Origin of the sequence: Krasilnikovia sp. MM14-A1004, assembly GCF_047159485.1 — a bacterium.
Taxonomy (GTDB): Bacteria; Actinomycetota; Actinomycetes; order Mycobacteriales; family Micromonosporaceae; genus Actinoplanes.
Genome location: NZ_AP038773.1, coordinates 6,810,890 through 6,823,867 on the forward strand (window position 1 = coordinate 6,810,890; position 12,978 = coordinate 6,823,867).

Below are 12,978 nucleotides of genomic sequence, written 5' to 3' on the forward strand. Positions count from 1 at the left end.
GTACTCGGTGTCACGCAGGTTGTCGAGAGCCAACCTGTGGCTTCGCCGTCAAGATCAGTTCGACCGCGTCGTGGTCGCTGAGTCCACTCGTGCGTGACTGCTCAAGATGGCGGTAGCTGATCGCGGCGGCGGCGAGAGCCGAACCGGTATGGAAGTAGTCGAAGCGGTAGCCGTTGCCGCCTCGGCCGTACCAGCTGTGTACCTGGACACCGGGGTGAAGGTGCTGGTGGACATCGGTCAGCCCGAGGTCGGCTAGCTGGTCAAGGAACGCGTACTCGAATGCCTGGAACACCGGATAGTGCGGGGTGTGGCCTCGGTGGATCACGTTGTAGTCGCCGGTCAGGACCAGGCGACGACGCTCGCGTGCGGGGATAGCGGCGACTGCGTCGATCACGCTGGTCAGGAACGCCTTCTTCTTGGTGATCTTGGCGGGGGCGCGATCGCTGGATGGCACGTAGATTCCGAGCAGGGTGACTGCAGGGTCGGTGTCGAGAGTGACCGCGACAGCTCGGCCAGGCAGAGTGATGCCAGCTGTCAGCTCCGGACGCGTTGCGGCGGGTATGCGGCTGATGATGGCGCAGCCTCGGTCCCCGTCGGTCGATGGACGGTGCACGACGAGCAGTCCTGCCTCGCGGCAGCGGTCGAGCAGGTGGGCGGTGCCGGAGCCGTTGCTGGTCTCGGTGATCACGATCGTGTGATCGTCTCGGGCATTCAGCCAGTTGAGGATGCGCTCGGCGCGCGGCAGCGCGGCGGCTTGCAGGTTGAGCGTGAGCAGCGTCAGCACGACGGTAGTCCTATCAGATCAGCAGGCACGGCTGACCAGGGCAGCGAGGATGTCTCCGACGACCTGCTCAGGTGTTCTGCCAGCGCAGTCGATCGTGTGCTGCCGCCACTGCTGCCCGGCCAGAAAATCCCTCGCCTCGCGGTAGAGAGCCAGCTCGCGCTCCGGTGAGCCGCTGACCTCCAGACGCGACAGGGCTACACGTCGGGTGAGGCGGTCACGGATCGTGGCGGGATCGTCCTCCAGATAGACGACGGTGGCGGGCAACACGTATCGGTTGTAGGACCAGATCTCGTCGAGGTCGAGGCCGTCGATGCGTTGCAGGACCAGCGACGACGGCACGTACCGTGCCGTGACCACGTGCTGGCCGTCGTCGAGCTGCGGGATGATCTCGGTGTCGACGTGTGCGGCCCGGTCGGCCGCTAGCGCGAGGGCCAGGGCCCGGCCGTGCAGTACGTCCTCCTGCCGCCGAAGCAACTGCCCTATCGGGGTGCGGGTCGGCTCGCTGGTCAGGTGCACCCCGACTCTTCCGATCGCGGCGAGCTGGTTGGCCAGCAGTTCGGCGATCGTGGTCTTGCCGACCGCGTTGGGTCCCTCGATCGCGATGAACTGTGCTGTCATCGGGTCATGCTTGCCAGCGGCAACCGTGGTCGGTGGCCTGGCTCCGCGACCGGGCACTGTTCCGCGTCCAGATCGCCGATGAGGCCCCCTCGCGCGACGACGGCCGCTGGGCAGCCCTTGCCGCAGCCGGAATTCAAGGCGCAGCTGGCGCAGGTCGGGTTGTCACCGACCGCAAACCGTTGGTGGAAGTCATAGCCGTCCAAAGCGTCGCCGACGGTGTCGTGGGGCCCGAGAATGTTTCCGGTCAAGAATTCGGCGTCCTGGTACATCGACGGGGGGGTACGCGCGGCGAATACCAGGTAGGGGCAGACCGCCACTTGCCCATCTGCGAACACGTAGACGAGCCTGCCCGCGTCACAACCGCCCAGTGGCAGAGTGTCGTTCGGGAAGCGGATCTTCACCACGTCGAGCTGGTCGGCGAACCTGGCTGTCACCGCCTGAATGGCTCGCATGGCATCGGAGTCGGCCGCCAGCCGACCCCGGCTCTTCACGCCACGCCCGAACGAGGACAGCGGGTTCATCAGGACATACTGGGCGCCGACCTCGACAGCAAAGGTGCACAGGTCAGCGAACTCGTCCGGACGCGTCAGCGCGTTCGGTGTTGACAGCAGGCCTTGCAACAGCCCGGCCGCGGCGAACTTCCGCGTCGTGGCCACCGTGGTCGCGAACGACGCCTTGCTGCCGCGGAAACGACCGTGGCTCTCGGGCCGGAAACCGTCGAACGACACATTGACGTGAACCCCGCCCAGTTGCGCGAGTTCGGCGATCTGCGAGTCGCTGGTCTGTGTCGCGTTCGTGCATAGCCCGAGCGGGAGACCAGACTCGATCACGGCGCGGCACATCGCGAGGAGATCGGGGTGCACGAACGGCTCGCCCCCGGTTAAGGTCATCCGTTGCACCCGGACTCGCATCAACCGGGGCAGTACTTCATCGGTGAACGCGGCGAGCGGCATATCTGCGCCGACCTGCGTCGACGAGACAAAGCAGTGGGCACAGTGCAGATTGCACCTTTCGGTGATCTGCACCAATGCCTTGCGCCCGTCGCCGCCGGCCGAGGTGCGGAAGTAGCACGATGATGCGTGCGTGTCGACAATCAAACGCTTCATAGACGATTCCCCGCCGATGTAGGGCGCGCCGGCCTCCGGCCCGTCGCACCAGGAATCCAACAGACACCGCATTGAGTCGACCATGTTCTGCGCGAGGTCGGTAACGATCGCCACTCAGATCCGACAATCTCCGACACCAACCGACATCGCTGTCTGACACCAGGTGACCCGCCAGCTTTATGCGCGTTGCGCTTGATCAACCGATGGAGACCGTCTCGGCAGAATCCGCATCCGGTCGGACCTACTCGATGTCGGAATACGGTCGAACTATGCCTCCGACACTTCCCGACATGTCCACCAAGGACGTTAACTCATCCAGTAACTGAATCCACTCACGTGAGCGCCGTCGAGTATTGCGCCGTGCAATACGTTCGCGTCGCTGCCCCCACAGAACTGGCCATCCACGTGGATGACTACCACGTCCAGGCCGAGTGTGAGTGCGGTGAATATCGCGCCCGCCGTCACTGCCGACCCGAAGGCGTGGCGGCGGGCTGCCGACCAACCCGTCCGGGCTGAGGCCACGCGGCACCGCCTCTGTTACCCCGTGCGCGAAATCCGTTTGGGCTACTTATCGATGACAGGAGGCGGTGGATGACGACATACCGATACTCCGGGAGCCGTGGCCGCCAAGACCACTCGGTCAGCAGCGGCTACCCATTCCCGTCAGATGCCGCCCGTTCGCAGCAAGAGGCGCGTCCGGAGGGCCTGCATCGCACCGCTTCGCCGGGTCTCCACCACATCCGCGAGGCCGTGACGCCCGGGCCTGCACCGCGCGGGGGTGAAAGGTGCTCAGAAGGGCAATGGCCGCTGCTGGCCGATGACATGTTCCGCGTCGCGCACCGCGATCACAGCGGTGTCCCGTTGCTGCACCCCGGCGTGGCTGGGCTCGGGCTGGCCGCCGCGCTGCTCGGCGAGTTGGTCCTGACCGGCCGTATCGAAATCCATGCGGGCCTGGTCTACGTCCTCGACCGGCACCCCCCGGTCGACGCGCTCGCGCATACCGTGCTGGATCACCTGGCCGGTGAGCAGCGACCGCTTCCAGTCCGTACCTGGCTGGCGTTCCTCGCCCGCTTCGCGTACATCGAGGTCGCGGACCGGATGCGGCGTGCCGGTCACGTGCGCGAGCACGTCGCCCGTCGGCTGTTCGGCCGCACTGTCAGGTACGTGCCGACGGACATGAACACGGCGGCGTGGCCGTGGGCGCGGCTGTCGAGTCAGCTGAGCCGCGGCCGTCCGCTGGACGTGTTCGACGTGGCGCTGGGTGGGCTGGTGCTGGCCACCGACCTGCACCGGATGGTGTTGTCCGGACGCTCGGCCGAGGTCAGCGCACAGCTCCGTGGAGCCCTCGTCGCAGCGCCACCGCCGGTGCGGGAACTGGTCGAGTACACGGAATCCGCTGTCGGTGCAGCCGTCACCATCGCCGCTACCTGACCACCGGGACGGCAGCCGTCACCAGCCCCGCCCACGCCGCCGCATTCCGCGGACTGCCGCCCCCACCCCACGCTGTCCCTCCTTCCACCTCGTCCTGTGGAGTCGATTGCCATGTCCCGTCCCCCTGAAACTGTCGGTCCCGTATCGAACGTGACGCTCACCCTGGCCAGAGCGCGACTGGGGGTGTGGCCCCTGGTGTTCACCGTGATGGCGGCGGCAGCTCCGCTGACCGTGGTCGCCGGTGGCGCGACCGCAGGGTTCGCGGTCACCGGTATCACCGGCATTCCCCTGGGCTATGTGGTCGTCGCGGTGATCCTGGCCGTGTTTGCGGTCGGCTACGTCGCCATGTCCCGGAAGGTCCTGAACGCGGGCGCCTTCTACACGTACGTGACCCATGGCCTCGGCCGGGCTCCCGGAGTAGCGGCGGCGTTCGTCGCGGTAGCCGCCTATGCGCTGATGCAAATCGGCCTGTTCGGCGGGTTCGGCGTCGTCGCGCGTTCGCTGATCGTGGATCAGCTGGGAGTATCGGCGCCGTGGTGGGTATGGGCGCTGGTGGGATGGGTGCTGATCGCCGTCCTCGGCGGGCGCCGCATCGATCTGAACGGCCGTGTCCTCGCCCCATTGCTGATCGGTGAGATCGGGGTGGCGGTGGTGTTCGCGGCCGTGCAGGTCGCTCACCCCGCGCACGGACACCTGTCTGTCACGACGTTGTCCCCCGGGAATCTGTTCACCACCGGGTTCGGCGCGGCCGTCGCGACCGCGGTCGCCGGGTTCGTGGGGTTCGAGGGCACCGCCGTCTTCAGCGAGGAGTCGAAGGATCCGCACAAGACCGTCGCCCGCGCCACCTACCTCGCCCTCGCCGTCATCGGGTTGCTCTACGCGTCTTGCGCGTGGGCGATGTCGGTGGCCACCGGCCCCGACCAGATCGTGAGGCGCTCGACCGCTGAGGGCTCCGAGCTGATCTTCAACGTGTCCGGGCCTTATCTGCCTTCGCTGGTGATCACGCTGGGCCGGCTCCTGTTCACGACGAGCCTGTTCGCCGCCCTGCTCGCCTTCCACAACACCATCGCGAGATACCTGTTCGCATTGGGCCGCGAGGGAGTGGTGCCGCAGGTGCTGGGTCGGACCAGTCCCGCGACGCGGGCGCCGATCGGGGGGTCGATGACCCAGAGCGTGCTCGCCGCGGCTGGCATCGCCGTATACGTGTTCAACGGATGGGATCCGTTTACCCGCATGTTCTTCTGGCTCACCGTGCTTGGCGGCGTGGGAGTGCTGACGCTGATGACCGCCACCTCGATCGCTGTCTTCGCCTTCTTCATCCGCATCGGGCACCGCGACGGGGTCGGTGCGGGCCGGGGCCTGCTCGCCCCCGGAGTGTCCGCGCTTGCGCTCGGCGCGGTCCTGGTCGTTACCCTGCAGCAGTCCGCGATCCTGCTCGGCCTCGACCCGGCGTCGCCGCTGCGCTGGCAACTCCCCGGGATCTTCGCAGTTGCCGCGCTGGCCGGCATCGCGTGGGCGTTACTCCTACGTGCTTGGCGGCCCGGCGTGTATGCGGCGATCGGGCTGGGCGCGAACAACGCCCACGCCGCAGCCATCCCCGGTCCACGCACCAACGCCGCCACGGATACCAGCGCCGGTTACGGAGTGGGGGTGAGACCGCGATGACCACACCCGCGGACCGGGCCGGGATCCGGTCCGGCACCACCGCAGACCTGCGTCCACTGGCCGAACTGCTGACCGAAGCGTTCCTGCACGGCGACTTCGCACCCTGGCTCATCGCCCACCTCGACACCCGGCACCGGGTCTACCGGCCCTACTTCGCGATGCTGACCGAACACGCCCTGCAGCACGGCCACGTCGACATGACCGACGACGGGACCGCCGCGGCGCTGTGGTACCCGATCACCAGCGGACCCCCACCGGAACCGGACGACTACCCGCACCGCCTCGCCGCGATCACCGGTCCCGCGCTGACCCGCTTCCAGGCCCTCGACCACGCCCTGCACACCGCCCACCCCTACGACCAACCGCACTCCTACCTCGCCCTGCTCGCCGTCCACCCCGACAGGCAACGCCAAGGACACGGCAGCCGGCTCCTCGACCACCACCACACCCGCCTCGACCACCTCGGCACCCCCGCCTACCTGGAAGCCACCGGCATCGCCAACCGGCGCCTCTACCTCCGCCACGGTTACCGCGCCCGCACTCCCGTCCCCATTGGCCGTGCCGGGCTGCGCCTTCACCCTATGTGGAGATCGGCGCAACCCTCCGCCATCTGAGCGAGGCCGCGGCGCCGGGCGGATCGGCCTGCTTCGCGATAGGCGGACGCCAGCACATAGAACCCGGCGTGGCGCTCTTCAGTGCTAGCTCGGCGGTATGGCCACCTGTGAGATCGACTGCGACATCTGCCCGCTGGAACAGCAGCAGCGGTGGCGCGGCCGCGCTGCGCCGGCCCACCGACAACGACATGCAGCAGGTCCTGGACCACTTCGGATTCGACACCCCGTGGATCCTGGACGACGGGCACGTGTGGACCAGCGGCCTCGGCGAACAACGCCGCTACGCGATCCAGCACACCCTCAACTACCAGATCTGGGACATCGAAACCCCGCACGTGCCCGGCGGTCACGGCCGGTCCATGACCGGCCACGAGCTCGACCCCGCCCAGGCCGCGGACTTCGATCAGGTTTGGCGCACTTTCGCGCTGGCCGCACGCACCGAAGACCACTGACCCGGCCGGTACGGTGATGGCGGTGAGCTCCGGAACCCGGCCCTGGCACACGGCGAACCTCGTGGCGCTCGACCTGGAAGGCAGCGGCGCGCAGGAACGCGACGACGAACAGATCCTCGAGATCGCCGCGATCCGCCTGATCGACGGCCGCCCGGACCTCCCCACCGCCTACACCACCTGCATCGACCCCGGACGGACCATCCCGGCCAAGCCATGGATCTCTCCCGGCCTGGCCGGGCGCGCCCTACGCGGCCAGCCGAGCTTCGACGACATCCGCGGCGACCTGACCGCACGACTGGATGGCGTCTGGCTGGTGGGGCACAACATCGGGGTGGACTGGCGGCTGCTGCACCGGCACCTGCCGAACCTGACCATCACCGGACTGATCGACACGCACCGGCTGGCGAAAGCCGCTGCTGTCGCCGGCAGGCTCGGGCTGTCCGACCTGCTCACCCACCTGAACCTGACCGGCGAAGTTGCCGCGGCCGCGCCGGGCAGCCGACCGCACCGCGCGCTGTGGGACACCACCGCAGCCGCGCTGCTGCTCGGCGCGCTCATCCGCCGACTCTTCACCTCCGAGCCGACGCTGCAACAACTCCTCGACGTCGCTGGCAACCCCATTGAGAAAACCGCCGCCCGCGCCGCCACCACGACGCCACCAGCCCAGCAGACCTTGTTCGACTAAGGCCGAGCGGCAGCGCCGGCCACCATGCGAACGGCGGCGTTCTTCGGCGTCGCCTCAGGCGACGAGGCTGTTGGCCTCGATCGGCGTGAGCCGGCCGCGGTGCATGCCCAGCACACACCGGTACTGCCGCGCTGAGTCAGATCAGCGGTACGGCGGCGACGGTCTCCTCGGGCTGATTCTCGATCGTGCAGTACCGCCACTTCCCGTCGGCGCCCTTGTCGAGGGTCACCTCGAAGAGCGCCGACGGGACCGCGTCGTACGAGCCGATCGTGACCTTGCTGTTGGCGCGGCTGACCACCGGCTCAGCCGGGCGCGCGGCCGTGACCATCAGGACCTCATGGCCATACGCCGGGGTTGGCGCGGTCACCACGTGGAACACCGGCGGGGTGGGGACCACGTACGCGTTCTCCGTGATCAGCGACTGCACCTGCTGGGCCAGCAGCTGTGCGACCGGGCATCCCGGGGTGGCCACGTTGCCGACGAGTGCCGGGTTCGGGTTGGCGAGTAGCCATTGCCCGTACGCGCTCAGCGAGGTGAGCACCTTAGGCCAGGCGGTCCCGGTAGTGGCCAGCGTGGGCGGCGCCGTCCGGGGTTTGGGCACGCCGGCCGTGATCGCCTTGAGCGGCAACGGCGGCGCCGTGACCACCGGAGCGGGCGGCGCGGCCGCACCTGTCGTTGTCGCGGTAGTAATGGCGCATCCGCTCAGGCTGGCCAGGGCGGTCGCGGCCAGGAGCAGGCCGGAAGCGAGACGAGGCACGATCGTGTCAATCGGCAGCTGCGTCGCTACTCTGAGTGTTTCACTGCGCCCGTCAGGTCCGTTCCTGCTGCACTCCCCCGCCAGCGGCACTGCGCCGCGATGTCCGCTCGGCTGCGGGCCGACGAGGTGCCCCCGGCTCACGGCGACCGTGTCGGCCCCGGAGGGTTGCGAAGCCGATCAGGTGCATCCGCTTGTCGCGGTGCGCTTGAGCGGGTGCAAGATAAGAATTCGCTGAAGACGACGCTCGTGGCGACACACCGGGGCTGGCGGCCCGGCGTGCCAGAGTCGCGGCCATGACGATTAGCCAACGCCGGCCAGCGTCCTCGGCCGCTGTCACTCAACTGGTGCGCAGCAAAGTCCCCGAGGTCACGCTCCTGTTCTGGGTCATCAAGGTGCTGACCACCGGGATGGGCAGGCGGCGTCGGACTTCCTGGCCCACCACATCGACCCGGTGGCCGCGGTCGGGTTGGGTGGCGCTGCCCTGCTGGTCGCGTTGATGGTTCAGTTCGCCGTGCGGCGGTACCTGGTGTGGGCGTACTGGCTGGCCGTGGTGATGGTCAGCGTGTTCGGCACGATGGCCGCCGATGTGCTACACGTCGGGTTCGGCGTGCCCTACGGGGTCTCCACTGTGCTGTTCGCCGTGGCGCTGGCAGCCGTGTTCGCCCTCTGGTACCGCACCGAACGGACATTGTCCATCCACGCGATCACCACACCGCGACGGGAGCTGTTCTACTGGCCCACACCGTGCTGATCACGTTCGCGTTGGGCACGGCCGCCGGGGACCTGACAGCCACCTCGATGCGATGGGGGTACCTGGTGTCGGGGGTCGTGTTCACGGTCGCGATCGGCGTGCCAGCGCTGGGGCACCGGTGGCGGGGCTGGAACGCGGTGGCGGCGTTTTGGGCCGCCTATGTGATCACCCGCCCGTTGGGCGCATCGTTCGCGGACTGGATGGGTGTATCGGTTCAGCATGGCGGATTGGGCTGGGGTACAGGACCGGTAACGCTCGGCTGGGCGGCGGCGATCGTGGTGTTGATTGCGGTGCTGCCCGCACGCGGCGGTGACCGGCCGCAGGTGGCGGCCGCGGGTCAACCGCCGTCATTACACTGAAAATTTTCGGCGCCCCAAGGGGTTCAACGACTGTTGAATGGAAGGCGAAGGCTGCAAGCGTTCCCCGATGATCGCGAAATCGGTCACTTCTCAACCTGACCGCCGCATCCGGTAGGCCCGCAACGGCTACCCTGCTGCCGCCTCCCGAGCAAACGCCATCGCCGACCAGGTCGAAGCAACGCTGAAGTCCCGCTCGTGCCTGGACGAAACACACCGAACGATCTGGCCGGTCCGCGACCTCATCCGCCGAACCGAGGACCTGCGCACCGCCCTGCGCACGCGGCTGACCTGGCCCCGACTCAGGCCCCGATATCTCGGCAGTCGGGCCATCAGCTTGACCCAATTCCCCGTACACGGAACGTCCGGGCCGAGCCTGACCTCGACCCGGACGCCATGGGCAATGAGGCTAGTGCCCGAGGAAAGATCGAACTACAACCCCGCACTGCCAGACCGCCAACACCAACGCACCCTGCATTGTCGGGCGCGTATCCGCCTCGGGATCTGCGGCGTTCGCATTACTGCGCCGAGCAGCACCGCTGCGGAGTCAAATCGAGCGATGCGCCGCACGTCGACGAACACCCAAACAGGACGTTCTTAGTGGGAACGTGCGGCAGCGAGGTCGGCCCGGAGCTTGACGCGCTTGTCGTGCACAGCCATCAACAGCGGGCGATCCGCACGGATCTGGTCCATCGTGGTGTCGGAATCGATCTTCGTTCGGGCCGCCACGGAGGCGTTCAGCAACGCGACGATATCTGCGTCGAGCAAGCTCTTCTGCGCTGCGGTGAAGCGCTTGTTCGCCGCGACGCGAGGCCGCAGGACCGCCAGGTGGCTCACGATGTGTGCCACCTTTTCGTTGACGTGCTGCTGAATTTCGGCGACGGTGTGATGCGGAAGTTTCTGCGGCGGTGCTGCTGCCGCGGGTGTGATTGCCGTTGCCGACAGCGCGCCCGTAACGACGACGGAAAGAGCAACATACCGAATGGAATTCATGTCAACTCCCGACATAACGCCCCTGACTGACAAACTCTATTGTGTACGTCGCCATGCCGGCGTTGGCCAGGGCACGCCGCGCTGTCCATAAAATCAATCCGCACGTGGGATTCCTGCGCCCGGACCGATGCAAGCAATCACAAAGCGAACTCGACCTTCGCATGCGGATTCTGTCATTCCTTTGGGTTCCCCCAGATGTTCCGGTCTGGTTCGTCATCTATGTCACGGCGATCATGCGACTTCCGATGACTCGAGTTCACTTCCGGCACCTTCGGTTGGGGCGGCGAGGAAGACCTGCCCGACGAGCTGCTCGATTCGGTGTGCGGTTGCGAGCGGCGGCATCGCCACCAACCTCAACACGGACCGGCGGACGCCGACGTCGCTGATGAGGCTTGTGACGGTGTCGGATGCGGGGTCGAGGACCGCAGCACGTCAGGATCCGTATGTTGCGCTACCGGTTCCACGGTCAGGACCAATGCGTCTGGTCTGCGGAGGACCGATGGCAGGCATCGGCGAAACCCACCAGGAGATCGACAGCTCGTCCGTTCGCGACGCCGCGTTGAGGGCACGCCTGCGGTTCGTCGATGCTGCACCATCGCGGCCTGACCGGCAGCGGTCCGAGACCCGGGAACGCAAAACCGCCACCAGGGCTCCGCCCTCTGCTGATCTCGTGTTAGGGGCGGCTCAGGGTCAGAGCCAGGCGCGGGCAAGCTCGATGAATTCGAGTGTGGCCGCTGTTGACGCGACCAGTATCCCGGCGGCCACCACGACTGGCCCTAGCAGCCGCTGGTGTTGTGAGACGCGGACGGGTTGGCGAAGCTCGCGGACGCGCCGTACTGCCGCGCTGCCGCTGATCGACAGTGCCGCCGGGCCGGTGGTCATGGCAAGGGCCGCCCTGGCGACCGCATGGGCGGCCAGGTCACGGTCCCCGACGACCTCAGCCGCTTCTTCGTCGGCTTGCCGCTCGAGAAGGTAGGCGACCGCGTTCCGCACGGGAATGAGCATCGGGTTCAGAGCTGCGGCTGCGGCTGCGGCGCTCGCGAGGATGTAGTGGTTGTGGTCGAGGTGGGCTTGCTCATGCGCGAAGAGGACCCGTCGCTCATCCGCATCGAGCAATCGGAGCATGCCGGATGTGACCAGCAGGTGACCGGGTCGACCGGGGATTGCCACCGCGATCGGCTTCGACCAGTCGGCGACGACCATCCCGTCCTGGGGTTCACCCACCCGGCGCAGCTCATTGATCAGCCGGCCACGGTGGCGTCGGTCCCGGAACAGCCGTATTACGGCACCCAGCAGCCCAATGCCGGCGAACAGCGCGATCACTCCCGGTACTGGTTCTGGCAGTTCAATATGTGGGTGGTTGTCGAGGGCGGACAGTGGTGGAACGTCGTCCAGCATCGTGAGGGCGAGCAGGAGCAGTGACCAGGTCGAAGCGGCCGCGGCGACCACCGCTGCGGCCGTCAGAACTCGGGCTGCGGTGCCGGGAGCGCAGCGGGAGATGATCCACCGTGTGGACAAGGCGACGGCCGCCGCCAGAGCAAGGGGCAGATAGATCTCGATGGTCATTTCTTCCGCCTGGCTTCCGCGCGGAGCAATTGGCGCAGGACAGCGGCGTCGGATTCGTCGAGCCCGGCGGCGAACTGTTGTAGCACGGCGTGCCGGTCGGTCTGCTCGCCAAGCGCGGAGCGCATCCGCTCGGCTGCCGCGGTGGCCGCGTCCTGCGCGGGCCAGTAGAGGTGTCCACGTCCGGCTTTGCGACGCAGGACAGCACCTTTGTCGTGCAGGCGGATGAGGATCGTCTGCACGGTGTTGTATGCGAGATCCCCGCCCAGGGCTGTCTGCACGTCGGTGGCGCTCAGGGGTGCGCCGTGCTCCCAGAGTACGCCCATGACCTCGGCTTCCAGCCCGCCCGGGGCTCGGCGCCGGTGATTCGTCGTCATCTCGCGGACCTCCGTCACGAGCGTACGCGGCCGGAGCGCCGTCACGCGGCGGTGGTCCAAGCACCTACAGTGCGTAGGAGTACGGTCGTGGGGGTGAAGCCGGTTGATCATGTGGTCCGGAACCGTCTTGTTGCACTCGTGCTGGCTGGCGTGTCGGCAGCTGCGTTCAGCTTGCTCGCGCTGGCGGTGGTGAGCCACGGGGTCTGGTTGCAGCGGGTGGACGAGGCGATCAGCGCGGCTGCTCACGACTTTGCGCTCGGCCATCCGGCATGGCTGGCTGTCATGCGCATAATCACGGTCACCGGCAGTACCGTTGTGCTCGGCCCGGTCACGGTGCTCATGTGCGCAGTTCTGGTCCAGCGGCGTATGCGTCGACATGCCCTCTTCGCTGCTGTCGCGACGCTCGCGACACTCAACCTCCGGCTGATCTTGCTCGGCCTGATCGCCAGGCCGCGCCCGGTCGATCGGTTGGCGGCGGCGGGCAGTTGGTCCTTCCCGTCCGGGCACTCCACGGCGTCAGCCACGTTCGCGGTCGTGCTCGCCGTGGTGTGCCGGCGGCTGTGGGTCGCCGTGGCCGCCGGCACCTGGGCCTTGGTGGTCGGCGTGAGCCGCGTGGCCCTGGTGGTGCACTGGCCCAGTGACGTACTCGGGGCGTGGTTCTTCGTCCTGACCGTGGTGCCTGTGGTCGGGGTCGTCGTCGACGCCCTCCATCGCCCGGTGAACTCCGCTGTCCCGCAGTCTGGGCTTAGGGCCGCCGACGGACCTTGACTTGCGCCGGGAGGCGACGGTGCTGATGATCTTTGATCGGCGCCGGGGCGAGTGTGGC

At 67.6% G+C, this 12,978-nt stretch carries 15 protein-coding genes; 8 read left to right on the plus strand and 7 right to left on the minus strand.

All coding sequences use genetic code 11. The annotated features are described in order from the left end of the window. Window positions 1-10 precede the first annotated feature (10 nt). From ACMCNN_RS29735 to ACMCNN_RS29745, 3 genes are read right to left on the minus strand one after another with little or no spacing between them, the layout of a single operon-like run. Window positions 11-784, minus strand: a complete 774-nt coding sequence (locus tag ACMCNN_RS29735; RefSeq protein WP_412743768.1) for an endonuclease/exonuclease/phosphatase family protein — start codon at window positions 782-784, stop codon at window positions 11-13. 18 nt (window positions 785-802) lie between these two features. After that, entirely contained in the window at window positions 803-1,402 is a 600-nt protein-coding gene (gene tmk, locus ACMCNN_RS29740) for a dTMP kinase (RefSeq protein ID WP_412743769.1), read from the minus strand. After that, window positions 1,399-2,622 carry a radical SAM protein gene (locus tag ACMCNN_RS29745; RefSeq protein ID WP_412743770.1) on the minus strand — a complete coding sequence of 408 codons (1,224 nt, stop codon included), beginning with the start codon at window positions 2,620-2,622 and terminating at the stop codon, window positions 1,399-1,401. The genes tmk and ACMCNN_RS29745 overlap by 4 nt, the downstream gene beginning before the upstream one ends. A gap of 708 nt (window positions 2,623-3,330) precedes the next feature. Here ACMCNN_RS29745 and ACMCNN_RS29750 point away from each other — a divergent pair. The 5 genes from ACMCNN_RS29750 (at window position 3,331) to ACMCNN_RS29770 (ending at window position 7,355) form a co-directional block, all read left to right on the plus strand. Continuing rightward, complete coding sequence (locus ACMCNN_RS29750) at window positions 3,331-3,939, plus strand: GOLPH3/VPS74 family protein (RefSeq protein WP_412743771.1); 609 nt, start codon at window positions 3,331-3,333, stop codon at window positions 3,937-3,939. A 111-nt stretch (window positions 3,940-4,050) separates the two neighbouring features. Next, on the plus strand, window positions 4,051-5,604 hold the full coding sequence (locus ACMCNN_RS29755) for an APC family permease (protein WP_412743772.1): 1,554 nt from the start codon (window positions 4,051-4,053) through the stop codon (window positions 5,602-5,604). Next, window positions 5,601-6,218 carry a GNAT family N-acetyltransferase gene (locus ACMCNN_RS29760; RefSeq protein WP_412743773.1) on the plus strand — a complete coding sequence of 206 codons (618 nt, stop codon included), beginning with the start codon at window positions 5,601-5,603 and terminating at the stop codon, window positions 6,216-6,218. The genes ACMCNN_RS29755 and ACMCNN_RS29760 overlap by 4 nt, the downstream gene beginning before the upstream one ends. A 107-nt stretch (window positions 6,219-6,325) precedes the next feature. After that, window positions 6,326-6,670 (plus strand): hypothetical protein, encoded by a 345-nt coding sequence (locus ACMCNN_RS29765; RefSeq protein ID WP_412743774.1) that lies wholly within the window; start codon window positions 6,326-6,328, stop codon window positions 6,668-6,670. Window positions 6,671-6,731: 61 nt separating this feature from the next. Then, window positions 6,732-7,355: a 3'-5' exonuclease gene (locus ACMCNN_RS29770; RefSeq protein ID WP_412743775.1), complete on the plus strand. Its 624-nt coding sequence runs from the start codon at window positions 6,732-6,734 to the stop codon at window positions 7,353-7,355. A gap of 136 nt (window positions 7,356-7,491) precedes the next feature. Here the strand turns inward: ACMCNN_RS29770 and ACMCNN_RS29775 are convergent, their stop codons facing one another. Further along, window positions 7,492-8,112: a hypothetical protein gene (locus tag ACMCNN_RS29775; protein ID WP_412743776.1), complete on the minus strand. Its 621-nt coding sequence runs from the start codon at window positions 8,110-8,112 to the stop codon at window positions 7,492-7,494. 451 nt (window positions 8,113-8,563) lie between these two features. On the opposite strand from ACMCNN_RS29775, the gene ACMCNN_RS29780 reads away from it, so the two are divergent. Next, complete coding sequence (locus ACMCNN_RS29780) at window positions 8,564-8,863, plus strand: hypothetical protein (RefSeq protein ID WP_412743777.1); 300 nt, start codon at window positions 8,564-8,566, stop codon at window positions 8,861-8,863. Further along, a complete protein-coding gene (locus tag ACMCNN_RS29785) occupies window positions 8,857-9,222 on the plus strand; it encodes a hypothetical protein (RefSeq protein WP_412743778.1) in 366 nt (121 codons plus the stop codon). The genes ACMCNN_RS29780 and ACMCNN_RS29785 overlap by 7 nt, the downstream gene beginning before the upstream one ends. 594 nt (window positions 9,223-9,816) lie before the next feature. Here ACMCNN_RS29785 and ACMCNN_RS29790 read toward each other — a convergent pair. From ACMCNN_RS29790 to ACMCNN_RS29800, 3 genes are all read right to left on the minus strand, one after another. Beyond that, complete coding sequence (locus ACMCNN_RS29790) at window positions 9,817-10,212, minus strand: hypothetical protein (protein ID WP_412743779.1); 396 nt, start codon at window positions 10,210-10,212, stop codon at window positions 9,817-9,819. A gap of 690 nt (window positions 10,213-10,902) precedes the next feature. After that, on the minus strand, window positions 10,903-11,778 hold the full coding sequence (locus ACMCNN_RS29795; RefSeq protein WP_412743780.1) for a M56 family metallopeptidase: 876 nt from the start codon (window positions 11,776-11,778) through the stop codon (window positions 10,903-10,905). Continuing rightward, complete coding sequence (locus ACMCNN_RS29800) at window positions 11,775-12,152, minus strand: BlaI/MecI/CopY family transcriptional regulator (RefSeq protein WP_412743781.1); 378 nt, start codon at window positions 12,150-12,152, stop codon at window positions 11,775-11,777. Before ACMCNN_RS29800 ends, ACMCNN_RS29795 begins: the two co-directional genes overlap by 4 nt. A 93-nt stretch (window positions 12,153-12,245) precedes the next feature. Between ACMCNN_RS29800 and ACMCNN_RS29805 the strand changes: the two genes are divergently transcribed. Then, window positions 12,246-12,920 carry a phosphatase PAP2 family protein gene (locus ACMCNN_RS29805; RefSeq protein WP_412743782.1) on the plus strand — a complete coding sequence of 225 codons (675 nt, stop codon included), beginning with the start codon at window positions 12,246-12,248 and terminating at the stop codon, window positions 12,918-12,920. The last annotated feature ends 58 nt before the right edge of the window (window positions 12,921-12,978 follow it).